Source organism: Dactylosporangium sp. NPDC051541 (genome assembly GCF_044454505.1).
GTDB lineage: Bacteria > Actinomycetota > Actinomycetes > Mycobacteriales > Micromonosporaceae > Dactylosporangium.
In genome coordinates this window covers 815,881-837,790 of the sequence record NZ_JBITDU010000004.1, presented here as the reverse complement: position 1 = coordinate 837,790, position 21,910 = coordinate 815,881, and the positions used below count along the sequence as shown (strand labels likewise).

Here is a 21,910-nt window from a genome sequence, read left to right as displayed (position 1 = left end):
GCGTGTTTGGTAAGTGGGGTTAGAGCCATTCGTTGATCGCTGCGATGGTGACGGCCCGGATGCCATGCCGACGCAGATAGGCGCGGTTCGCCTTCCCGGCATACGCCTTGTCGGCTGGGACCCGGTCCGGGCGGGCCCGCGGCCGACCGCCGCCCGGGCGCGGCACCCGAATACGCCGCAGGACCGGCACGAACTGCGGGCTGTCACCCCGCTGCCCAGCGGTCAGCAGCAACGACAACACCTTCCGCCCCTGCTCGTACGCGAGGTGCACCTTCGTCGTCCGACCGTCAACACCGCCTGCCACGTGCCGTCACGCTGCCAACGGCGGAACAACCAGTACAACGTCTGCCACGGCGCATACTCCACCGGCACATCTCGCCACGGCGCACCGACCGGATCCGCCACCGGATCCCATCGATCAACTGCCGTCTGCTCCACTTCGGCGGCCGCCCACGCACCGACGCCGCAGGCAATACCGCGGCCAGAACCGCCCACTGCGCGTCGCTGAGGTCATGCCGCCTCGCCACCGCTACGCTGGCCACGAGGTCTCCGGTATTCAGGTTTGCTGGCCGTCGTCATGAACCTGGGCCCCGGTCAGGATCCGCTGCCAGGTGCCGCCCGCGGTCCACCGCCGCAGCCGCTCATGACAGGGCCTACGCGGCGCGGACGGCCGCCTCGATGTCCGGCGGGCACAGGCCGCCGTGCAGTGCGTCGAGGGCCAGCAGGGCCGCGCCGACGACCGGGGGTGCCGACAGGATGGTCACCGTCGCCCGCGGGGACAGCCGGGCGAGGCGGGCCAGGAGGTCGTCGTGCAGTTGCGGGTGGCGGGCGGTGAGGACGCCGCCGCCGAGGACGATCGTGTAAGGCGATGTGAGCAGGTCCAGGCGGGCGGCGCAGACCCGGACCATGGCCTCGATCTCGCCGGTCAGGCGGCGGACGACCCGGGTCGCGAGGTCGTCACCGGCCGCGGCGACGGTGAACATGATCTCGCAGAGCTCGTCCATCCGGTCCGGGGGCAGCTCGCCGAGGTGGAACGCGATCGTCACCGCCTCGACCGTCGGGCGGCCGAAGTGGGTGCGGACCGCGGCCTGCAGGGCGGTGGCCGGGCCGCGGCCGTCCTCGGAGCGCACGGCGTGATACAGGGCCAGGGCGGCCAGGTGCTGGCCGCCGCCCCAGTCGCCGGACAGCTGCCCGAGGGCCGGGAACCGGGACGTGGCCCCGTCGGCGCGGCGGCCGGCGGCGTTGATCCCGGCGCCGCAGACGACGCCGACCGCGTCCGGGGTCGCCGAGCCGGCCCGCAGCAGGGCGAAGAGGTCGTTGTCGATGGTCGTCGCGGCGGCCAGGGCCAGGGCCGACACCTCGGTGTTGAGCCGGTCGACCTCGACCGGGAGGTCGGCGCCGGCGGTGTAGACGGACAGCTGCGACAGCTCGATCGACGGCGGCAGCGAGGCCGCGTGGCGGGCCTGGGTGACCAGCGCCGCCAGCCGCTGCAGGGCGGCGTCGAACGGCAGGTTGTGCGGGGAGATCGTGGGGCCGGTGACCCGGGCCAGGACGCGGCCGTCGGAGTCGCCGATGACGACGTCGGTCTTGGAGTTGCCGCCGTCCGCGGCGGCGTAGAGGCGGGCGGTCACAGCCAGGCCAGGTGGTCGCGGTTGGCGGCCAGGAGGTCGTCGGTGAGCCGCTCGGCCTTGGCGTGCTGGGCGACGAGCGGGTGCGCGAGCAGGGCTCGGTAGACGCGGTCGCGGCCGCCGTGGATCGCCGCCCGCACCGCGAGCTCCTCGTAGGCGGACACGGCGGCGACGAGGCCGGCCTGTTCGGGGCGTAGCGGGGGAGCGGGGAGCGGCTCGGCCCCCTGGGCGCCGACGCGGCAGGTGGCCTCGATGACGGCGTCGTCGGACAGGTTCGGGAAGAAGCCGCGGTTGCGCACGTTGACCGCGTGGATGCCGCCGTCGTCGTGGTGCAGCGACGCGATCAGGCCGACCGCCGCCTCCGAGTAGAAGGCGCCGCCGCGCTGGCCCAGGAGCTCGGGCTTGGTGTCGAGCGCCGGGTCGGCGTACAGCCGCAGCAGTTCCTGCTCGATCTCGGCCACCCGCTGGCCCCGGGTCGGCTGGTCGCGCTCCTCGGCGACGACCTCGTCGTGGCAGTAGAAGTAGCGCAGGTAGTACGACGGGACGCTGCCGACCGAGCGGATCACCGCGGGCGGGATCCGCACGTTGCCGGCGATCTCCTCGAGGGCGGCGTCGAGCAGGCCGGGCAGGCGGTCGACGCCGTCGACGTAGGCGGCCCGCTCCCACGTCAGGTGGTTGAGCCCGACGTGGTCCAGGGTCACCGCGGCCGGGTCCACGCCGAGCGAAGCGGCCCAGCGGCGCTGGAACCCGATGGCCACGTTGCACAGGCCGGCGGCGCGGTGGCCGTCGTCGAGCAGGGCCCGGGTGACGATGCCGACCGGGTTGGTGAAGTTGACGATCCTGGCGCCGGGGTCGGCGCGGCGGGCGATGTCCAGGACCACCGGGACCGTGCGCAGCGCCTTCGCGAACCCGCCGGCGCCGGTGGTCTCCTGCCCGACGCAGCCGCAGGCGAGGGGGAACGTCTCGTCGCTGATCCGGGCCTGCTGCCCGCCGACGCGCAGCTGGATGACGACCGTGGCCGCGCCGGCGAGGGCGTCGTCGACGTCGGAGGTCCAGCGCAGGGTGGTCCGAGACCCGTGAGCGGCCAGAACCCGGCGCGCGAACGCGCCTACCGTGGCGAGCCGTTCGGCCGCCGGGTCCAGCAGGACGATCTCGGTGGCGAACGGGGCCAGCCGGGCGAAGCCGTCGATGAGCTCCGGGGTGTACGTCGAACCGCCACCCACGACCGCGATCTTCATCCGGCGATGTCCCCCGAAATCTATTAGGAAGCCTAATTGACAGTCGGAACAATACTGCGTCAATCCTCCACGGAAGAAGTGGGTTGCCAAAAAGGAGTGCGGACGGCTCAACGTTCAAGGCCGTCCGGGCGATTGCCGAAGCACTACGGCGTGACCGTCTTCACCCCCGCCGACCCGGTACTGCACCTGCTGCGCCGGGCGACCTACGGGCCGACCGCCGAGTCCGCGGCCGAGCTGCGCCAGCTCGGTGCGGCCGCGTGGCTGGAGCGCCAGCTCAACCCGGCCGCGATCGACGACGCCGCGTGCACGGCCGTCCTGGCGAAGTACCCCCTCATCACCAAGGACATCGCGGGCGTCCGGGCCCTGGTCAAGGCGGGCACGCTGAAGTCGGGGGCGTGGGACGTCATGCAGCAGCTCGGCACCGCGGCCGTGGCCCGGGCCGCGTGGAGCAAGCGGCAGCTGTTCGAGGTCATGGTCGACTTCTGGTCGAACCACCTCAACGTCACCTGCCCGTCCAGCGAGGTCTGGGACAGCCGGGCCGCCTACGACGCGGTCATCCGCAAGCACACCCTCGGCCGGTTCGCCGACCTGCTCAAGGCGTCCATGACGGCGCCGGCGATGCTGTCGTACCTCGACAACCGCTCCTCGACGAAGGCGAAGCCGAACGAGAACTACGCCCGGGAACTCCTCGAGCTGCACACCGTCGGCCTGGTCTACTCCGAGGCCGACGTGAAGGACGCGGCCCGGCTGCTCACCGGGCTGACCGTCGACGCCACCACCGGCCTGTACAGGTTCGACCCCAACCAGCACGCGACCGGCGCCGTCACCATCCTCGGCTGGCGCCACGACAACGCGACCGCGGGCGGCGGCGAGACGGCCGCCCTGGCCTACGCCGACATGCTGGCCACGCACCCGGCGACGGCCGAACGCCTGGCCCGCAAGCTGTGCGTCCGGTTCGTCGCCGACGAGCCACCCGCGACCCTCGTGTCGAAGCTGGCCAAGGTGTACCTCGACAACAAGACGGCGATCGCGCCGGTCCTGCGGGCCCTGTTCACGTCCGCGGAGTTCGCCGCGGCCGTCGGCGCGAAGGTCCGCACACCCCTGGAGGACGTCGCCGCGACCGTGCGCGCCCTCGGCATCGGCCCCTCCGCCGACGTGGAGAGCGTCCGCGGGCTCTACTACTACCTGTACGACATGGGCCACGCACCGCTGCGCTGGGCCCCGCCGAACGGCTACCCGGACGTCGCCGCCGCCTGGGCCGCCCCCTCCGGGCTGCTGATCCGCTGGAACGCGCACCTCAACATCGCGGCCGGCTGGTATCCGAAGCAGCTGGCCCGGCCCGCGTCGATGCTGGCCTACCTGGTGCCGAAGCTGCCCGCGACCCACGGCGCGTTCGTCGACGCCCTCGCCACCCGGCTCGTCGGCCAGCCCCTCGCCCCGCAGCACACCGCCGCCCTGCTCGGCTTCCTCGGCAAGGCGGCGATGGCGCCGCTGAAGGCCACCGACCCGGCCGCGGCCGGACGCCTGCCGCACCTCATCGCCCTGATCCTCGACTCGCCGTACTTCCTGTACAGGTAAAGGAGCCCTATCGTGCTTGCCGACTGCTGCGTCTCCCGCCGCGGCGTGCTGACCATCGGGGCCGGCGCCGCGCTGACCGGGCTGCTCGGCGAGGGCCTGTCGACCCGCCTCGCCTTCGCGGGCACCCCGTACACCGGCGACACCCTGGTCGTGCTGTCGCTGCGCGGCGGCTTCGACGGGCTTTCCGCGATCGTCCCCATCGGCGACACCGACTACTACGCGGCGCGGCCCACCATCGCGGTACCCAAGGCGTCGGTCATCAACGGCGACGGCATGTTCGGCCTGCACCCGGCGTTCGCGCCGCTGCGGGCCCGGTGGGCGGCCGGCACGTTCGGCGCCGTCCACGCCGTCGGGCAGCCCAACCCGTCCCGGTCACACTTCCAGGCCATGGAGGACATGGAGCGGGCCGCCGCCGGCACCTCCGTCCGCACCGGCTGGCTCGACCGGATGCTCGGCGTCGCCGGGGCCGCCTACCCCATGGCCGGCGTCGCGATGGGCACGAGCGCGCCCGCGCGGCTCCTCGCCGGCCCGACCCCGACGGTGAGCATGCTGACCGTCGACGGGTTCAAGATGAACGGCGAAGACGCCAAGACCCCGATGATGGGTACCGTCGCCAAGCTCTTCGACGGCGCACCGGACCTGCTCGCCGCGCCGGCCCGCGCCGTCGGCCAGAGCCTCGGGACCGTCGGCGCGCTGCCCGCCTACACGCCGGCCGCGACCTACCCGGCGACCGCCCTCGGCAACGCCCTGAAGGACGTGGCCCGCCTGATCAAGAGCAACGTCGGGCTCATGGCCGCGACCGTCGACTTCGGCGACTGGGACATGCACGAGGCCCTCGGCGCGCCGGTCAAGGGCCAGCGGATGTTCGACCACCTGACCGAGCTGGCCCTGGCCCTGGAGGCGTTCGCGGCCGACCTCGGCCCCGCGTTCGGCCGGGTCAGCCTGGTCACGCTGTCCGAGTTCGGCCGGCGCGTCGCCGAGAACGGCTCCCGCGGCGTCGACCACGGCAACGGCAACGCGATGCTGCTGCTCGGCGGCGGCGTGCGCGGCGGCAAGGTGCACGGCGTGTGGCCGACCCTGGCCCCGGGCGCGCTCACCGCCGGCGACCTGACCGCGACCACCGACTACCGCACGGTGATCGGCGAGATCCTGCAGCGCCGCTGCGGCCTCGGCGCCCTCACCGACGTGTTCCCGAACGCGGCCACCGCGGCGCCGCTGAACGTCGTCAGCTCCCGCTGAGCCGCTCCCGCAGCCAGGCCAGGAGCACATCGGCCTGGTCCTGCTGGAACCGGCGGACCGTCGGCAGACCCGGGGGCGCGGGGCGGCGGGCCCGGTCGGTGAACATCCCGGCCAGGCCCGCGATGCACCCGGTGAGCTCGGCCGGGTCGCCGTCGATCACCTCGTCGCCGATCACCCCGCCGTAGAGGCGGATGTTGAGCACGAGCGTCAGCGTGTCGAACCACGACGGCCCGAGGCAGGCCCAGGGCCAGTCGACGACCACCACGGACCCGTCCGGGCGGACCAGGAGATTGTCGGCGCGCACGTCGGCGTGCACGAGGGTGTCGCCCGCCAGCGCCGCGTGCCCCCGGTCGGCCAGCTTCATGAGCAGGTCCAGGTGCGCCGCCGCCCACGGGTCGAGCGCCGCGGGCGGGTCGGCGGCGAGGGCGCGCCAGCCGGCGAAGTCCTCGGTGGTCTCGGCCAGCAGCGACGGCAGTCCGGACGCGGGCACCGCGAGCGTGCGCAGCGCCTCGAGGGCGGCCGCGACCTCGTCGTCGCGCCACGGTGTGTGCGGGTGGCGGCCGTCGACGTCCTCGAAGACCAGCGCGACCCAGTCGCCGTCGTCGTACGCGCCCAGCAGCGCCGGGATCGGCAGCCCGGGCGGCAGCGCGCCGACCACACCGGCCTCGGCCCGGTGCAGCGCCGGGCTGCGCGGGTTGAGCTCCAGTCCGACCGCCTTGACGAACGCCCGGCGGCCGTCGGCGGTCACGACCCGGTCGGCGGTGCCGGGGGAGAACCCGCCCGGCTGCGACACGGCCGCCGTCACCGGCGCGCCCAGCACGTCCGCGACCGCCGCCCGGACCCGGTTCGGCAGCTGCGCCCAGCCGATGCGTACCCCCGATGCCTGCACCATGCCGCCGATGATCGCAAACGGTCACGGGCCGCGCACGCGGGTTTTCGTCACGTTGTGTTCGACCCGCCGCCACCCGGCGGGAAACCGGCGCACATGAATACCAGCACGTGAGGCCGGTTGTCGCCCTCCCGTCGGCTGACAGGATGTGGCGGGTGGCACGTTCGGGGGATTCCGCACCGCCACACAGTCCGTAACGTCGGTGTTATCGCAGTCTGACCAGCAACGAGGGAGACACTCCATGAGCGACTTCGACGCCACCGACACTGGCCACGACGTCGACTACGGCCAATACTCAGCGGGTCAGGAGCACGACGCCCTCGACCAGCTGCACCAGGCGAGTGGTTCGGAGGCGGACGCCCAGTCGCAGTTCGGCGTCTACGAGAACGACCACCACGCGCAGGAGTCGACCGACTACGCGACGGGCAACCACGTCGAATACGACCAGCCCGCCGCGGTCCACTACGAGCAGGACAACTTCACCAACTTCAGCCACGACGCGTCCGAGGACGACCACGTCTTCGCCGCCGAGGGCAGCGAGTCCTCGCACCAGGCCGAGTTCAACGAGCTCGACGCCCTCCAGCAGCGCTTCGACGGCGCTTTCGCCCAGGGCACCGAGTTTCACGCCGAGGGTGGCGAGGGCCAGCTCGGCGTCGCCGACAAGTAGCCACCGCCGGTCGATTGGCCGCCTCGAACATGCCCCCGGCGCAATAGCGTCGGGGGCATGGACATTTTGCGGTACGCCGCGTTCACCGACACACCCGCCGGCGGCAATCCGGCCGGGGTGGTGCTCGACGCGACCGGCCTCGCCGACGCCGACATGCAGCGGATCGCGGCCGAGGTCGGCTACTCCGAGACGGCGTTCCTGACCGACCCCGGTGAGCGGGCCGCGACCGTGCGCTACTTCAGCCCGCTGGCCGAGGTGCCGTTCTGCGGGCACGCCACCATCGCCACCGCGGTCGCCTACGCCGAACGGTTCGGGCCCGGGCCGATCCGGCTCGCCGCGCCCGTCGGGGAGATCGCCGTCGACACCGCGGACGGCTCGGCCACGCTGCGGACCGTGGCCCCGGCGACCGCCACCATCGGCGACGATGTGCTGGCGCAGCTGTTGACGGCGCTGCGGTACACCCGCGACGACCTCGACCCGCAGCTGCCGGTGCGGGCCGCGTTCGCCGGTGCCTGGCACCCGATCGTCGCGCTGCGCAGCCGCGAGCTCCTCGCCCGGCTCGACTACGACGTGCCGGCCCTCGGCGCCCTCATGGCCGCGCACGACTGGACGACCGTCGACCTGGTGTGGCGGGAGTCGGACCTGGTCTTCCACGCCCGCAACCCGTTCCCGCCCGGCGGCGTCTACGAGGACCCGGCGACCGGGGCGGCGGCCGCGGCGTTCGGCGGCTACCTGCGCGCGCTCGGCCTGGTCCCGGTGCCCGCCGAGCTGACCGTCCACCAGGGCCACGACCTGGGCCGCCCGAGCCTCGTGCGGGTGTCCCTGGACGCCGACCCGGCCACGGGTGTGCGGGTGACCGGGCGGGCCGTCGAGATCCCCGCGTGAGCAGGGACCAAGAGCGCAAAACCAAGAGCGTTGACCGATGGGGTACTGCCGGGAAGGGCTGACTTCCCCGCGGACATCGGTCAACGCTCTACGAACGTGAGCGGGGCAGGCGGTGCCCCCACGCTAAGCGGTTCAGCAGCTCGAGGCGAAGCCGACCAGCGCGACCGAGTTGCAGGACACGTTGGTCGGGGCCTGGTAGGTGAACGACGACTGGTTGCCGTTGCCGATACCGAAGTTGCCGCCGGTGCTCCAGTTGCCGTTGTCGTTGTACGCGACCGCGCCGCCGTTGCCGCCGTTGCTGCGGCCGCGGTAGTCGTTGCGGTCGTCGACCGAGTTGGCGTTCGCGCCACCGTTGTTGTTGCGGTGGTGGCGGTGGTGCCGGCGGTTGTTGCTCACGCTGTTGGCGTTGGCGTTGCCATCACCGTTGCGGTAACCGTTGCCGTTGCCGCGGCCGTTGGAGCCGGCACCGCTGTAGGAGCCGCCGTCGCCGTTGTACGCGTACGCGCCGCCGTCACAGTTCGCCGAGGCGAAGCCGATGATGGCGATCGAGTTGCCGCAGATGTTCGTGGGCATCTGGATGGTGGTGGAGCTCTGGTTCCCGTTGAAGAAACCAACGTTGGGACCGCTCCAGTTGTCGGCGTGGGCGGCGGTCCCGGTGAGCGCGAGGCCACCCATTGCCAGCGCGGCGATCTGCACCGACCGGATGAGCCAGCGATTCATGATGACGACCTTTCGACGAGTGATCGACGGGGAACGTCCGTCGCGACTCCCACCTTGCCCGATATGCGAGCTGCGAACCGATATTTCACGAAATAACATCACGCAATGCACCCGTGCGGTGACATTACGTAGTGATTTCGGCGTGGCTCAGTCGCCCATTCGCCTGGTTCTGGTCAGACGATTACTCGGCTTTGTTTCGCCGCCGGCGCAGGAGGTAGCGCGCCAGGATCCCGAGCGCGAGGACGGCGAAGGCGCCGAGCAGCCACAGCTGGTACCGGCGAAGGCTCTGCAGGTTGTTGCCGGCGACGGCCCCGACCGTCGCCCACAGCGCCGTCCACAGCGCGCCGCCGACCGCGTCCCGGGGTGCGTACTGCCGCCAGGGCAGGGCGGTCGCGCCGGCGATGATCCCGTTGGTCTGGCGCAGCCCGTCGACGAACCGGGCGACGACGATGATGTTCTTCCCGCGGGTGGCCACGAACCGCTCGGCCCGCTCCAGGCGGGGCTCGGTCAGCCCGATGCGCCGCCCGAACCGCAGCACCGCCGGCCGGCCCGCCCGGCGGCCCAGGAGGTAGCCGAGGTTGTCGCCGAGGACGGCGGCGGCGAAGGTCACCGCGACGACCGCGGGCAGCCACAGCTCGCCGTGGCCGGCCAGGGCCGCCGCCGCGACGACGGCCGTCACCGCCGGCGTGGGGATGCCGAGCCCTTCCAGGAGCACGAGCAGGGCCAGTGCCGGATACCCGTACCGCTGCAGCTGCTCCATTCCTCGGCATCCTGCCACGGGTACCCTTGGCTTCGATGGCGAGCTGGTATGAATCCCACATCGACCGGCAGATCCGCGAGGCGCGCGAGCGCGGCGACTTCGACAACCTGCCGGGCACGGGCCGGCCGCTGCCCGATCACGGGGAGCTCTACGACGAGGACTGGTGGATCAAGGACCTGGCCCGCCGCGAGAGCCTGCCCGGCGGCATCCCGCCGACCCTGCGCCTGCGCCGCGAGGTGGAGGACTTCCCGGCCGGGCTGCCGAAGTTCCGGACCGAGGCCGCACTGCGGCGGGCCGTCGAGGATCTCAACGGGCGCATCGACAAGGCCAGGCGGAGCCTGATGGAGGGCCCGCCGACCGTCCTTCGCCCCCTGGACGCCGACGCGCTCATCCAGCAGTGGCGGGCCGGGCGGCGGTAGCGGCCCTCGGATCGGCGGCGACCGCGGCCTTCAGATCCCCGGCGACCGGCGCGAGTGCGGCGCGGACCCGCTTGAGCGCGGCCGGATCGTCGCTCGTGGTCGTCAGGGTGCGCAGATCCGGCTCCAGGGCCGTCAGGGCGTCGACCCACCGCAGCTCGCGGCGCTCGTGGAAGCGGCGAACGGCCAGCAGCGGGGCCGCCGCCTCCCGCAGGGCCGCCAGCCGCCGCAGCGCCAGGGCGTGGTCGCCGTCGCGGATCGTGCGCAGGCACTCCGCCGTCCGCTTGCGCAGCACCGCGCCGGTGCGGATCGGCGCGATCAGCGTCGCCGGCAGGATCGCGCACAGCGCCCCGATGACGACCGCGACGAGGCGGGCGCCGAGCAGGGTGAGCGTGCCCGTGCTCGCGAACCCGGCCAGGGGGTACAGCAGCGCCAGGGCGGCGGTCATGCTCGCGGCCCACCAGGCGTAGCCGTACTGGCGCAGGTAGTAGCCGACGGCGAGGATCGTCAGCAGCAGCGCGACCGCGACCGGCGGGTGGCCGCCGACAGTGAGGGCCAGGCCCGTCGCGACCGCGGTGCCGCCGAGCGCGCCGAGGGTGCGGTGCACCCCCTTGAGCAGCGCGTCGCCGCGGGACCGGGCGGCCGCGCCGACCGTGTAGGCGCTGATGACCGTCCACGCCCAGTGCTCGCCGAACACCGTCTGGCCGATCGTGAAGGCGAGGGTCAGGGCCAGGGCCGACTGCACGCCCCGCCACACATGGACGCGGGCGGCGGAGGTGCTCGGCGGTTCGTCCTCGTCGCCGGTACTCCACAGACGCTGCTTGATCAGCACGAAGACCTCGGCGATGAAGACCGCGAGGGTCGCCCACGCGAGGGTGCGCAGGGGGTGGCCGCCGGGGTTCACCGGGGCGATCAGCATGCCGATGAGCGGCAGGACCAGGGCGCGGCCGAGGCGGCCGGCGGCGGGGCCGATGGCGCGGGCGGCGGTGGCGGCGGCCACGGTGACGACGAAGAACGCGTCCCCGTAGGCGTGGCCCTCGTGGAACAGGACCGCGAACGCGGCGATGACGAGGGCGCCGACGGGCACCAGCAGCAGCCGCCACGGGCTGTGCCGCTGCGTCGAACGGGTCGCCATCAGGCTGACGGCCGCGCCGAGCACGACGATCCCGACGCCGAGGTGGGCCGCCCGGGTGATCGGGATGAGGGTGGCCACGGTCGCGAGCACGGGCGCGAACCCGGCCAGCGCCGACCAGATGTTACGCAGTTGCGTATTACGCACCAGCTGAATATCTCAGCACGGTAGCGTGAGCGCAACCATGGATGCCGACCCCGACCTCAGCGCGGCCCGCGCGGTCCGGCGCGCCACCCAGCGCCTGTCCCGCCGCCTGCAGCTGCAGCGGGCCACCGACGGGCTCAGCCTGACGAAGATCAGCATGCTGGGGCACCTGGCCCGCAAGGGACCCATGGCCGCCGGAGCCCTCGCCGCGGCCGACCGCCTGCAGCCGCAGTCCGTCACCCGGGTCCTGGCCGAGCTCGAGGCCGACGGGCACATCGAGCAGCTGGAGCACGTCGAGGACAAACGCCGGCGGGTCTTCTCGATCACCGACCCGGGCCGGGCCGCGCTGCGCCAGGACATGCGGATGCGCGACGAGTGGCTGGCGTCGGTGATGCACGACGCGCTCACCCCCGACGAGCGCGACGCCCTGCTGCGCGCGGCCGCGATCCTGGAGCGGCTCGCGGACGCGGACTAGGGCTTACTTGATGTTGTCGTGCTCGGCGCCGATGGTGGTGTCCGGGCCGTGGCCGGTGTGCACGACCGTCTCCGGTGGCAGCGTCAGGAGCCGCTCGGTGATCGACGTGAGGATCGTCGGCTTGTCCGAGAACGACCGACCGGTCGCGCCCGGGCCGCCCTCGAACAGCGTGTCGCCGGAGAACAGCACGCCCTGCTCGGGCAGGTGCAGGCAGACCGCGCCGGGGCTGTGCCCGGGTGTGTGCAGTACGGTCAGCGCGGCCCCGGCGACATCGATAGTCTGCCCGTCGGCGAGGTGCGTGTCCGGCTCGAGAGCGGGGTGCTTCATGTGCCACAACGGCAGATCGTCGGGGTGCAGCAGGATCGGCGCACCGGTGCGCAGCGCGACTTCGGGCGCGGCATCGATGTGGTCGTCATGACCATGGGTGCACACGATCGCGACCAGACGGCGACCACCGAGCGCGTCCACGATCGCCCCGGCGTCGTGGGCGGCGTCGACGACGATCGCCTCCGCGTCGTCCCCGACGATCCAGACGTTGTTGTCGACGTCAAAGGTCTCACCGTCGAGCGAGAACGTGCCCGACGTGACCAGCCGCTCGATGCGCACCATGGTTCGAAAGCCTATGCGGTACCGCGCCCACGCGTCCGCCCGGCCCGCCGCGACGACATCCAGGCCGGCCCCTACGCCTACCGCGTCCTGCGCCCGGCCCGCCCCCTGCCGGGCGTGCTGACGTCCTCCGGCGAACTGCGGGTCGCGAGGCGCGATGCCCTGCGCATGCTGGCCCTGGCCGAACTGCTCACCGACCGCACCCTGATCGCCTACCCGCTGCGCGACGAGCGGGGCATCCCGTGCGAGCTGGTCCTGGCCCTGGACACGCTGCGCTTCCCGGCCGCCCGCTGGTCCGACGTCCGCGAGCGCCTGGGCCCGGGCCGTGTCACCCGCTGCGCGGTGGCCGCACCGGCCGCGACCGCCGCCGGCAAGCCCCGCCGCCCGGAGTGGGCCCGCCGCGCCCTGTTCGTCCCGGTCGACGCCCAGTGGACCGACCTGCGGCGCCTGCGCCAGGCCGACCTGGACCTGGGCTACCTCCGCGTGGTCCTGACCTCGTGAGGGATCGCTGAGTTTTCGATCGGTATGCTCCAGAACCATTGCAAATAGGTCACGGGACGGACAGCGAGCCGCCGTTCCGGCACGATGTCCGGCGTGGTTCGCCTCTACGGAATCCTCTTCCTGATCGACCTCGTCATGCTCATCTGGGCCTTGATCGACTGCCTGTCGACGGACGAGTACGCGGTGCGCAACCTGCCGAAGATCGCCTGGGTCTTCATCATCCTGCTGTTCTCCCCGGTCGGCTGGATCGCCTGGCTGGTCGCGGGCCGCCCGCAGCAGCCCGCGAGGTCCGGCGCCGGCGCCCAATGGCGCCCGGGTAGCGGCTTCCCGGAGGACCAACGCCCCCGCGCCGCCCGTGAGACGGCCCCCGACGACGACCCCGACTTCCTGCGCAACCTCGCCCGCACCCGCAAGGCCGACGAGGAAATGTTCTCCAAGTGGGAAGCCGACCTCCGCCGCCGCGAAGAAGACCTCCGCCGCCGCGAGGAGAAGCCCGACGCCTGACCGGCGGCCGTCCCGAACGCTGAGCGCGGCCGCAGCCGCGGCCGAACGCTGCTCAGACCGGCCGGCCCACGTCGCCGAGGACCTTGACGGCCAACGCCGTCGCGAGGGCTCTCATCCGGCGGGCCCACGTTCACAGGAGGGCGAGCAGTTCGAGGGCGCGGTCGCGGGCGGTGGTCGTGGCGGGGAGGAGCGGGAGGCGGACGGCGGGGGTCGCGATCCGGCCCTGGGCGTGCAGGACGGCCTTGATGACGGCCGGGTTCGGCTCGGCGAAGAGGGCCTCCGACAGTGCCGCCAGGCGGCCGCCCAGCGGGCGGGCCGTCGCCACGTCGCCCTTCTGCCAGGCCTCGTGCAGGGCCACGAAGTCGGCGGTGGCCACGTGGGCGGAGGCCAGGATGCCGCCGTGGGCGCCCAGGGCCAGCAGCGGTGCGATGACCGCGTCGTCGCCGCCCAGGATCGCGAAGTGCGGCGGGGCGTCGGCGATGAGGCGGACGGTGGCGGGGGTGATCGGGCCGTCGGCGAGCTTCAGGCCGGCCACGTTCGGGTTGGCGGCCAGTTCCAGGAGGGTGGCGGTCGTGAGGGGCTGACCCGTGCGGTACGGCACGTGGTAGATCACGATCGGGGAGTTCGCGGCCGCGGCCACGGCCCGGAAGTGGGCGAGGACCCCGGCGTCGCCCGGGCGCGTGTACGGGGGGACGACCACCATCGGGGTCAACGCCGGTGGCAGGGCGGCGACCTCGGCGACCGTGGCCGCGGTGGCGTTGCCGCCCGCGCCGACCAGCAGGGGTACGGTCGATTCGGCGAAGCAGACGGCGAGGACCTCGGCGCGTTCGGCCGGTGTCAGCGTCGCGGGTTCGCCGGTCGTGCCGAGCACGACCAGGCCGGCCACGCCCTGGGCGGTGCACGAGGCGATCAGGGCGCGTAACGCCCCGAAGTCCACGGTGTCGGCGGCGGTGAAGGGTGTCACGAGCGGGACGTGGATGCCGGAGAGCTGCATACGTTCCAGGATTGGGGAGCGAAAGCGTCAGAACCAGTTCACGTTTCTGGCGTTGAGCGTAAGCTCCGGTGATGCTCGATGTGCGCCGGTTGCGGTTGCTGCGGGATCTGGCCCAGCACGGGACGATCGCCGCGGTCGCCGCGGCCCACACCTACACGCCGTCCGCGGTGTCGCAGCAGCTGGCCGCGCTCGAACGGGAAGCGGGCATCGCCCTGCTGGAGCGGACCGGGCGGCGGGTGGCGCTGACCCCGGCCGGGCGGACCCTGGTCCAGCACGCCGAGGAGGTCCTGGCCGCGCTCGAACGGGCCGCCGCCGCCCTCGCCGCCGGACGGGACGGGCTGTCGGGGCCGCTGCGGATCGGGGCGTTCCCGACCGCCATGCGCACCCTGCTGCCACCCGCCCTCGTGGCGCTCGGCGAGGCCCATCCGCGTCTCGAGCTGTCCGTGCACGAGCTGGATCCGGCGGCGGTACCGCCCCTGCTGCGCGACGGCTCCCTCGACGTAGCCCTGGTCCACGACTACGACCTGGTGCCGATCGAGCCCGACCCGGCCCTGCGCACCGTGCCCCTCCGCGACGAGACGATCTTCGTGGCGGCCGGCGAGGCCCGGGACCTGCCCGCGTGCCGGGACGAGCCGTGGATCCTGGCCAGCCCGGGGACGCTGTGCCACACGATGACCGTCCGGGCCTGCGAGGCGGCCGGCTTCACCCCGCGGGTCCGCCACCACGCCGACGACTTCGTCACCGTCCTGACGTTCGTCGCCGCCGGCCAGGGCGTGGCGCTGGTGCCGGAGCTGGCCGCGACCGCCGTCCCGGCCGGCGTCACCCTCACCCCGCTGCAAACCCGCCGCCGCACCCGCCTCGCCTACCGCGCGGGCGCGGCCCAGCACCCGGCCGTCGCCGCCTTCGCCGAAGCGATCGGCACACAGACCGCGCCCTGACCCTGGGCGGACGGCTCACCGATCCTCGCCGCCGCCCGTTCCAGCAATGCGTCGCGCTCCGCCGGGCTGTGCGCGAGTGACGCCGCCTCGCGGAACAGGTCGGCCGCCCGCGCGTGGTCGCCCAGGCGGGCCGTGAGGTCGGCCTCGGCCGCCACCGCGTGCGGCCAGCCGTCCAGCGCGCCGCCCGCCCGGGCCGCCGCGAGCAGGGCCAGGCCCTCCGCCGGCCCGAACGCGTAGCCGTGCGCGAACGCCCGGTTGAGCGCGATGACCGGCGTCGGCTGCTGCTTCCAGAGCGCGTCGTAGCAGGCGGCGACCCCGGCCCAGTCGGTGTCGCCGGTCGTGGCGTGGAAGGCGGCGATGCGGGCCTGCCACGAGTACGGGCCCTCGCCGGCGCCGTCCAGCAGCGCCCGGGCCTCGGCGATCGCGTCCCAGTCCCACCGCGACCGGTCCTGCTGCTCCAGGGTGAGCAGCCGGCCGTCGGGCGCGCGGCGGGCGCGGCGGCGGGAGTGCTGGAACAGGAACAGCGCGAGCAGGCCGGTGACCTCGCCCGTGTCCGGTGCGGGCGAGAGGGTCGGCAGGAGCGTGCGCAGGAGCCGGGCGAGGCGGATGGCCTCGTCGGCGAACGCGGGTGTGCCGTCGGGGTTGTAGCCGTTGGTGAACAGCACGTACAGGACGCCGAGGACGCCGGGGAGCCGCTCGGTCAGGTCGGGGCCCTGCGGGACGCGGTAGGGGATGCCGGCCTGGGCGATCTTCGTCTTGGCCCGGGTCAGGCGGCGGGTCATGGTGGCCTCGGTGACCAGGAACGCGCGGGCGATGTCGGGCGTGCGCACGTTGCAGATTGTCCGCAGGGTCAGGGCGACGCGGGCTTCCAGCGGCAGGGCCGGGTGGCAGCAGGTGAAGATGAGCCGCAGCCGGTCGTCGGGGAAGCCGTGGGAGTCCGCGGCCGGACCCTCATCGGACAGTACCGCCAGATCCTGCAGTTTCGAACGCTCCACACTGGCCCGCCGCAGCACGTCGATCGCGCGGTTGCGGGCCGTGGTCATCAACCAGGCGGCCGGGTTGTCGGGCACACCCGTCGACGGCCACCGCTGCAGCGCGGCGGCCAGGGCCTCTTGCGCACAGTCCTCGGCCAAGTCCCAGTCTCCAGTCAGGCGGATGAGTGCGCCGACGATGCGCGGGTAGGCCTCGGCCGCCGCCGTCGCGACGGCGGCCGGTACCGCTGGGTTCGGGGTCACTCCGGGAGGTCGACGAGCGGGCGCAGCTCGATCCGGCCGCCGCGGGCCATCGGGTGGGCCCGGGCCACGGCGAGCGCCTCGTCGAGGTCGGCGCACTTGAGAATGTCGAAGCCGAAGATGACCTCCTTCGTCTCCGCGAACGGGCCGTCGGTCACCAGCAGCTCGCCGTTGCGCACCCGGATCGTCGTCGCGGCGGCCGGCGGGGCGAGGACGCTGCCGAGGACCCGGCGGCCCTTGGCGTCGTTCTCGGCGACCCACGCGTGGATGTCCGGCTCGGGCGCGGTGTCGGTGTCGGGCTCGGCGTCGCTGCAGACGAACATCATGTACTGCATCAGGGTTGTTCCTCTCGCTTCGGTGTCGTTCAACCAGGTGACGAACGACGGACCGGGAACCGGACAGCTCCGGACAGCTATTGCAGCGGAAATTTCCCGTTGCGGAAAAGGTCCACGAAGAGCTGGTGGTCGCGGCGGGCCACATCGCCGTACACGTGCGCGAACTCCACCAGCGACGCGGTGAACCCGGCCTCGTCCCGGTCGACGGCGGCCACGATCGCGTCCTCCGTCGAGAAGTCCACCAGATCGTGCGCGGACTCGTCGTCGGCCACGGAGTGCATCCGCGCGGTCGCCCGGCCGAGGTACGCCATCACGTGCGTCAGGTCGGTGAGCTCGTTGACGTCGGCCCAGTCGAGGTCCGACGCGTATGGTGACACCTCGGCCACCAGCTGCCCGACCCCGCGCAGCTCCGTGTGCCCGGCCCACGCGTCGGCGTGCGCCTGCAGGGCCCGCTGCGACTCGCTGGTCCGGTGCCCCTGATGCCGGAAGTACCCGCGCACCCGCGGGTCGGTGATCCAGCGCGACACGGCCGGCGTCTGGCCCTGCTTCATGTACAGGATCACGTCGTTCTCCAGCGCCTGCGTGTGCCCTTCGAGGAGCAGGTTGTAGCTGGGCAGTCCCGCGGAGCCGATCCCGACGCCTTTTCTCAGCACGACATCCTTGATCCGGTACTGTTCCGGGCGCGACGAATCCCACGACGGCATCGTCGGCAGGTACGCCGCGAACGCCGCCAGGACCTCCTCGCGCAGCTCCGCCTCGACCGGATACACGCCGTCGGCCATCATGAAGCGCCGGTCGTACTCCTCGACGACCGTCTGCGTGTCCAGCAGCGCCACGCGGGTGCGGAGCCGGGCGCGCTGCAGGACGTCGTGCAGTACCCCCTCTGTCGTATCGAGCGTCAGCGAGCCGATCGCCCCACCGGCGGCGATCCCGCGCAGCTCCGCGACGTAGGCCTCCGCGTAGGCGGCGACGAGCGCGCCGATGACCGTGTCGGAGAGCGCCTTCTCGTAGCCGATGAGGGCGACACTGGCCGCGAACCGTTTCAGGTCCCACGTGAACGGCCCCACGTAGGCCTCGTCGAAGTCGTTGACGTTGAATACGAGCGTGCCCGCGGCGTTCATGTAGGTGCCGAAGTTCTCCGCGTGCAGGTCCCCGTGGATCCACACGGCCGACGTCCGCTCGTCGAGGAAACTGTCGGCGGTACCTTGGACGTCGGCGTAGAACAGGCACGCACTGCCCCGGTAGAACGCGAACGGCGACGCCGCCATCTTCCGGAACTTCCGCCGGAAGGCGGCCGGGTCGAGCCCCATGAGCTCCCCGAACTCGGTCACGAACACGTCGGTCAGCACATCGGCACGATCCATCGCCCGACGATACAAACCCACCGCAGCGGTTCAGCGGGTGGTGGACAGGCCGTCGGCGATCAGGCGTAGGCCGCGGCCCTTCGACGTCTCCGGCAGGCGTTGCTCCATGACTACGGCGCCGGCCATCACGGCGTGCAGTTCGGCCGTGGTCAGGTCGGTGCGGACGGCGCCGGCGTCCTGGGCCCGGCGCAGCAGGAGGGCGAGGGCGGTTTCGAGGTCGTGGCCGGCCGCCCGGATCGTCTCGCCGATGCCGGCCCGGTCGGTCAGCGCGGCCGACAGGGCCAGGTTCTGCGCGGCCTCGGCGGCCATGTGGCTGAAGAAGTCGAAGAACGCCGGGCCCGGGTCGGGGGCCTCGGCGTGGGTCGCGGCCAAGGCGGCGAGCTCCTGGAGACGGTCCGCTATCACCGCGGCGAACAGGGCGTCCTTCGTGGGGAAGTGCCGGTGGACGGTGCCCGGCCCGACTTCGGCGCGGCGGGCCACGTCGTCCAGGCTCACGGCCGGGCCTTCGGCGGCGAACGCGGCCCGGGCCGCGGTCAGGATGCGCTGCCGGTTGCGTACGGCGTCGGCTCGAGGCACGGCGATTTCACCCCTTGAAACGGGGCGTCCGCCCCGCTACTGTCGTCAGCGTAATCGGGGCGCTCGCCCCGGTTGAGTCTGTTCGTGAGAGGACTTGACCGCATGATTATCGTGACCGGGGCCAACGGGGTGTTCGGGCGGCTCGTCGCCGAGCGGCTGCTCGAGCTCGTGCCGGCGGGCGAGGTGGCCGTCAGCGTGCGGGCACCGGACCGGGCCGACGGCCTCGCGGCTCGCGGTGTCGCCGTGCGCCGCGCTGACTTCGCCGACGCCCGGACGCTGCCGGATGCATTCAGTGGCGCCGATACGGTGTTCGTCAACGGGACCTACTACGGTGCGGCGCCCGCGGTTCGCGGCCCGCAGCTGCGCGGGGCGGTCGCGGCGGCGGTCGCGGCCGGGGCCCGCCGGGTCGTGGTCACCGGGTGGCCGGACGCCGAGCGCAGCACGCTGCCGTCCACGGCCGACTTCGCCGAGACCGAGGCCGCGGTCCGGGGCTCCGCCGCCTCGTGGACGATCGTGCGGGTCGGCTACGGTCTGGCCGCCGCCCTCGCCCGCGACGTCCTCGCCGCCCGCCGCGACGGCGTGCTCACCGCGCCCGCCGGCGATGCCCGCCTCGCCGTCGCCGGCACCGAGGACCAGGCCGAGGCGACCGCCCGGGTCCTGGCCGAGAGCACCGCCGGCGGCGACCGGGCCAGGGGGCGGCACGACAGCCGGACGTACGAGCTGCGCGGGCCCGACGCGATCGGCTGGGCCGAGCTGGCGGAGCTCGCCGGCCCCGGCATCGAGTATCGGCCCGAGCCCGAGGACGCCTTCCGCGCGCATGCCGTCGCGAAGGGGTTCCCGGCGGCTGCGGCCGACCAGCTGCTCGCCCTATATGCGAGTATTCGCGCGGGCTGGGCCAACACGCCCACTGTCGACTTGGCGACGCTGCTCGGCCGGCCTGCGGTTACCGCCCGTGCCGCCGTCGTCGCCGCAGTGCAGTCCTGGTCGTGGGGGTGATCGCCGCAGCGTGAGGGCGTCGGCACGGTGGGTGCGAAGCAGTGGTCGACCTGGTGAATCCGAGCCGAACAGCCGGGTGGTTCCGCCGTTGCGGGGCAGGCGATGTTGGGTTTCGCCGACTAGGCTGCGGTCCTTGTGTCGATGGTTTGCGTGACGTGTGGTGCCCCCGGGCATGACACCAACGGTCGATACCTGTGCCTCCGGCACGGCGGGGTCCCGTCGGCCGACTTCGTCGCCGCCCTCGTCGGCGGCGCGGCGCTCGAACCGGCCCCCGACCCCACGGCCGACACCGTCCCGCTGCCGCCCCCCGAAGCGCTGAAGATCCCCGAGCAGCGCCGCCTCGACACCGGCTTCGACATCGGCCTCGGGGACGGCGACGAGGACGACGATGACGGGGACGACGTCATCGACGACCGGCCCCCGGCCGCGCTGCGCATCCTCACCTGGATCCTGCTGACCGTCACCGCCGTGCACATCGTCCTGCTCGTCGTCGACGTGCTCGTCCTGCGCCGCGAGGACGCGGTCCTGCGGCAGTACGCGATCGAGGAGGACTACCTCCAGGCGACCGGTGCGCAGGCGGTGTTCGCGCTCGTCGACCGGGTCGGCTCCGCGGTCGGCGTCGCGCTGTGGGTGACGCTGCTGATGTTCGCCGTCTGGTTCGGGGCCGTCGGGCGGGTCGCCGACAAGCTCGGCCGGGACCGGCGGGTCGTGCTGCGCCACTGGACGTACATCGGCTGGCGCCTCGCCCTGATCCCGCTCGTCGTCTACCTCTTCGCGGAGGCCGCCCGGGACGAGACCCGGCCCTCCGAGCGGTTCGCGTTCGTGGAGGACGCCCTCGCCGTCAACCACACCGCGATCATGTTCACGTCGCTGCGGATCGTGATGCTGGCGCTGCTGGCCGGGTTCGTTGTGGTGGTGTGGCGCCGTCTGAGCCCACCCCCGCGCGAGGACACACTGCCCTTCTAGTGCTCCATCCACCACTCGGTGAACTCGCGGCACTGGCCCACCGTGTCGAGGCGGATGAGCCACAGATTGCTGAACGTCTTCCTCGGGTACACCGTGACGCCCTGCACGACGCTCAGGTCCGGCCCCACCGTCACCGGGAACCAGGTGAAGGACCACTCGCGGTCGTCCTGGCGGGCCAGCCATCCGGCGACGATCGCGTCCCGGCCCCGCCACGGCTCCCGGTGCGGCTCGGTGTAGTAGGCCGCGTCCTCGGCGAACAGCGCGCCCACCTCGGCCGGGTCGTTGCTTGTCCATGCCCTGATGTAGCCCTCGACCCAGCCGGTTACGGCATCCAGATCCGTCATGTGCCAATCCTGCCCGTACGCTGAGCCGGTGGCGAGGTACTTCGACGTGCACCCGGACAATCCGCAGCCGCGACTGCTCCAGCAGATCGTGGCGATGCTGCGCGGAGACGGCCTGATCGCGTATCCGACCGACTCCTGCTACGCGCTCGGCTGCCAGCTCGGCAGCCACCCCGGCCTGGCCCGCATCCGCGAGGTCCGCCGCCTCGACGACCGGCACCACTTCACGCTCATGTGCCGCGACTTCGCACAGCTGGGCCAGTTCGTGCAGATCTCCAACTCGGTGTTCCGCCTCGTCAAGGCGGTCACCCCGGGCCGCTACACGTTCATCCTGCCGGCCAGCCCGGAGGTGCCGCGGCGACTGCTGCACCCGAAGAAGCGCACCGTCGGCGTGCGCATCCCCGAGCACACGGTCACCCAGGCGCTGCTGGCCGAGCTCGGCGAGCCCCTGGTCTCCTCGACGCTGCTGCTGCCGGGTGAGGACGAGCCGATGACCCAGGGCTGGGAGATCAAGGAGCGCCTCGATCACCAGCTCGACGCGGTCGTCGACGGCGAGTGCGGCACCGAGCCCACGACCGTCGTGGACCTGTCCGAGGACGAGCCGGAGATCCTCCGCGTGGGCGCCGGCGATCCGGCCCGCTTCGAATAGCGGCCGTCCGCGATGCAGTAACAAACCCGACAGTTGCAAGATCCCGAAAACCCGGCTCGGGACCAGATAAACGCGTAGCCGTACCCTAAAAAATAGCCCTTCGTTTCGTGTTTACGGCCCGAACGGTTGGGCTCCTT

General features: G+C 72.8%; 25 protein-coding genes and 1 pseudogene. 12 read left to right on the top strand and 14 right to left on the bottom strand.

Features of this window, described 5'->3' with window-relative positions:
- Window positions 1-52 precede the first annotated feature (52 nt).
- From ACIA8L_RS23440 to ACIA8L_RS23430, 3 genes and pseudogenes are all read right to left on the bottom strand, one after another.
- A pseudogene (locus ACIA8L_RS23440) lies at window positions 53-542 on the bottom strand (transposase); the annotation flags it as partial.
- Window positions 543-653: 111 nt separating this feature from the next.
- Window positions 654-1,631: an N-acetylglucosamine kinase gene (locus ACIA8L_RS23435; RefSeq protein WP_395907836.1), complete on the bottom strand. Its 978-nt coding sequence runs from the start codon at window positions 1,629-1,631 to the stop codon at window positions 654-656.
- The gene (locus ACIA8L_RS23430) at window positions 1,628-2,866 is read right to left on the bottom strand and encodes a 6-phospho-beta-glucosidase (RefSeq protein ID WP_395907834.1); all 1,239 of its coding nucleotides are present in this window, start codon (window positions 2,864-2,866) and stop codon (window positions 1,628-1,630) included. Before ACIA8L_RS23430 ends, ACIA8L_RS23435 begins: the two co-directional genes overlap by 4 nt.
- A 150-nt stretch (window positions 2,867-3,016) precedes the next feature.
- On the opposite strand from ACIA8L_RS23430, the gene ACIA8L_RS23425 reads away from it, so the two are divergent.
- Together ACIA8L_RS23425 and ACIA8L_RS23420 are read left to right on the top strand one after the other, a co-directional pair.
- Window positions 3,017-4,444: a DUF1800 domain-containing protein gene (locus tag ACIA8L_RS23425; protein ID WP_395907832.1), complete on the top strand. Its 1,428-nt coding sequence runs from the start codon at window positions 3,017-3,019 to the stop codon at window positions 4,442-4,444.
- Window positions 4,445-4,456: 12 nt separating this feature from the next.
- A complete protein-coding gene (locus ACIA8L_RS23420; RefSeq protein ID WP_395907830.1) occupies window positions 4,457-5,683 on the top strand; it encodes a DUF1501 domain-containing protein in 1,227 nt (408 codons plus the stop codon).
- Here the strand turns inward: ACIA8L_RS23420 and ACIA8L_RS23415 are convergent.
- On the bottom strand, window positions 5,670-6,575 hold the full coding sequence (locus ACIA8L_RS23415; RefSeq protein WP_395907828.1) for a phosphotransferase family protein: 906 nt from the start codon (window positions 6,573-6,575) through the stop codon (window positions 5,670-5,672). The genes ACIA8L_RS23420 and ACIA8L_RS23415 overlap by 14 nt on opposite strands.
- A 238-nt stretch (window positions 6,576-6,813) precedes the next feature.
- Here ACIA8L_RS23415 and ACIA8L_RS23410 point away from each other — a divergent pair, with 238 nt between their 5' ends.
- Both ACIA8L_RS23410 and ACIA8L_RS23405 read left to right on the top strand, forming a co-directional pair.
- Window positions 6,814-7,239, top strand: a complete 426-nt coding sequence (locus ACIA8L_RS23410; protein WP_395907826.1) for a hypothetical protein — start codon at window positions 6,814-6,816, stop codon at window positions 7,237-7,239.
- Between the two features lie 57 nt (window positions 7,240-7,296).
- Window positions 7,297-8,124, top strand: coding sequence for a PhzF family phenazine biosynthesis protein (locus ACIA8L_RS23405; protein WP_395907824.1), 828 nt, complete (start codon window positions 7,297-7,299; stop codon window positions 8,122-8,124).
- A 132-nt stretch (window positions 8,125-8,256) separates the two neighbouring features.
- Here the strand turns inward: ACIA8L_RS23405 and ACIA8L_RS23400 are convergent, their stop codons facing one another.
- The gene (locus ACIA8L_RS23400) at window positions 8,257-8,844 is read right to left on the bottom strand and encodes a chaplin family protein (RefSeq protein ID WP_395907823.1); all 588 of its coding nucleotides are present in this window, start codon (window positions 8,842-8,844) and stop codon (window positions 8,257-8,259) included.
- A gap of 181 nt (window positions 8,845-9,025) precedes the next feature.
- Window positions 9,026-9,604, bottom strand: coding sequence for a DedA family protein (locus ACIA8L_RS23395; protein ID WP_395907821.1), 579 nt, complete (start codon window positions 9,602-9,604; stop codon window positions 9,026-9,028).
- Window positions 9,605-9,639: 35 nt separating this feature from the next.
- Here ACIA8L_RS23395 and ACIA8L_RS23390 point away from each other — a divergent pair, with 35 nt between their 5' ends.
- Entirely contained in the window at window positions 9,640-10,023 is a 384-nt protein-coding gene (locus ACIA8L_RS23390; RefSeq protein WP_395907819.1) for a DUF1992 domain-containing protein, read from the top strand.
- Here ACIA8L_RS23390 and ACIA8L_RS23385 read toward each other — a convergent pair.
- Window positions 9,992-11,299 (bottom strand): FUSC family protein, encoded by a 1,308-nt coding sequence (locus tag ACIA8L_RS23385; protein WP_395907817.1) that lies wholly within the window; start codon window positions 11,297-11,299, stop codon window positions 9,992-9,994. The two genes, ACIA8L_RS23390 and ACIA8L_RS23385, sit on opposite strands and share 32 nt — an antisense overlap.
- A gap of 25 nt (window positions 11,300-11,324) precedes the next feature.
- Here ACIA8L_RS23385 and ACIA8L_RS23380 point away from each other — a divergent pair, with 25 nt between their 5' ends.
- Window positions 11,325-11,771 (top strand): MarR family winged helix-turn-helix transcriptional regulator, encoded by a 447-nt coding sequence (locus ACIA8L_RS23380; RefSeq protein ID WP_395907815.1) that lies wholly within the window; start codon window positions 11,325-11,327, stop codon window positions 11,769-11,771.
- A 3-nt stretch (window positions 11,772-11,774) separates the two neighbouring features.
- On the opposite strand, the gene ACIA8L_RS23375 is transcribed toward ACIA8L_RS23380, so the two are convergent.
- A complete protein-coding gene (locus ACIA8L_RS23375; RefSeq protein ID WP_395907813.1) occupies window positions 11,775-12,380 on the bottom strand; it encodes an MBL fold metallo-hydrolase in 606 nt (201 codons plus the stop codon).
- Between the two features lie 114 nt (window positions 12,381-12,494).
- Here ACIA8L_RS23375 and ACIA8L_RS23370 point away from each other — a divergent pair, with 114 nt between their 5' ends.
- Together ACIA8L_RS23370 and ACIA8L_RS23365 are read left to right on the top strand one after the other, a co-directional pair.
- Window positions 12,495-12,878, top strand: coding sequence for a hypothetical protein (locus ACIA8L_RS23370; RefSeq protein WP_395907811.1), 384 nt, complete (start codon window positions 12,495-12,497; stop codon window positions 12,876-12,878).
- A 93-nt stretch (window positions 12,879-12,971) separates the two neighbouring features.
- A complete protein-coding gene (locus ACIA8L_RS23365; RefSeq protein WP_395907809.1) occupies window positions 12,972-13,382 on the top strand; it encodes a PLD nuclease N-terminal domain-containing protein in 411 nt (136 codons plus the stop codon).
- Between the two features lie 130 nt (window positions 13,383-13,512).
- Here the strand turns inward: ACIA8L_RS23365 and dapA are convergent, their stop codons facing one another.
- Window positions 13,513-14,376: a 4-hydroxy-tetrahydrodipicolinate synthase gene (gene dapA, locus ACIA8L_RS23360; RefSeq protein ID WP_395907807.1), complete on the bottom strand. Its 864-nt coding sequence runs from the start codon at window positions 14,374-14,376 to the stop codon at window positions 13,513-13,515.
- A 71-nt stretch (window positions 14,377-14,447) separates the two neighbouring features.
- Between dapA and ACIA8L_RS23355 the strand changes: the two genes are divergently transcribed.
- Window positions 14,448-15,314 carry a LysR family transcriptional regulator gene (locus tag ACIA8L_RS23355; RefSeq protein WP_395907805.1) on the top strand — a complete coding sequence of 289 codons (867 nt, stop codon included), beginning with the start codon at window positions 14,448-14,450 and terminating at the stop codon, window positions 15,312-15,314.
- Here the strand turns inward: ACIA8L_RS23355 and ACIA8L_RS23350 are convergent.
- From ACIA8L_RS23350 to ACIA8L_RS23335, 4 genes are all read right to left on the bottom strand, one after another.
- Entirely contained in the window at window positions 15,239-16,549 is a 1,311-nt protein-coding gene (locus ACIA8L_RS23350; protein WP_395907803.1) for an RNA polymerase sigma factor, read from the bottom strand. The genes ACIA8L_RS23355 and ACIA8L_RS23350 overlap by 76 nt on opposite strands.
- Window positions 16,546-16,881 (bottom strand): YciI family protein, encoded by a 336-nt coding sequence (locus ACIA8L_RS23345; RefSeq protein ID WP_395907801.1) that lies wholly within the window; start codon window positions 16,879-16,881, stop codon window positions 16,546-16,548. Before ACIA8L_RS23345 ends, ACIA8L_RS23350 begins: the two co-directional genes overlap by 4 nt.
- A gap of 77 nt (window positions 16,882-16,958) precedes the next feature.
- Window positions 16,959-18,245: a DUF2252 domain-containing protein gene (locus ACIA8L_RS23340; protein ID WP_395907799.1), complete on the bottom strand. Its 1,287-nt coding sequence runs from the start codon at window positions 18,243-18,245 to the stop codon at window positions 16,959-16,961.
- A gap of 30 nt (window positions 18,246-18,275) precedes the next feature.
- Entirely contained in the window at window positions 18,276-18,821 is a 546-nt protein-coding gene (locus tag ACIA8L_RS23335) for a TetR/AcrR family transcriptional regulator (RefSeq protein WP_395907797.1), read from the bottom strand.
- A 102-nt stretch (window positions 18,822-18,923) separates the two neighbouring features.
- Between ACIA8L_RS23335 and ACIA8L_RS23330 the strand changes: the two genes are divergently transcribed.
- Together ACIA8L_RS23330 and ACIA8L_RS23325 are read left to right on the top strand one after the other, a co-directional pair.
- Entirely contained in the window at window positions 18,924-19,817 is an 894-nt protein-coding gene (locus ACIA8L_RS23330; protein WP_395907795.1) for an NAD(P)H-binding protein, read from the top strand.
- A gap of 150 nt (window positions 19,818-19,967) precedes the next feature.
- Window positions 19,968-20,783 (top strand): hypothetical protein, encoded by an 816-nt coding sequence (locus tag ACIA8L_RS23325; protein WP_395907793.1) that lies wholly within the window; start codon window positions 19,968-19,970, stop codon window positions 20,781-20,783.
- Here the strand turns inward: ACIA8L_RS23325 and ACIA8L_RS23320 are convergent.
- On the bottom strand, window positions 20,780-21,127 hold the full coding sequence (locus ACIA8L_RS23320; RefSeq protein WP_395907791.1) for a nuclear transport factor 2 family protein: 348 nt from the start codon (window positions 21,125-21,127) through the stop codon (window positions 20,780-20,782). The two genes, ACIA8L_RS23325 and ACIA8L_RS23320, sit on opposite strands and share 4 nt — an antisense overlap.
- Before the next feature lie 28 nt (window positions 21,128-21,155).
- Between ACIA8L_RS23320 and ACIA8L_RS23315 the strand changes: the two genes are divergently transcribed.
- Window positions 21,156-21,773 (top strand): L-threonylcarbamoyladenylate synthase, encoded by a 618-nt coding sequence (locus ACIA8L_RS23315; RefSeq protein ID WP_395907789.1) that lies wholly within the window; start codon window positions 21,156-21,158, stop codon window positions 21,771-21,773.
- Window positions 21,774-21,910 lie beyond the last annotated feature (137 nt).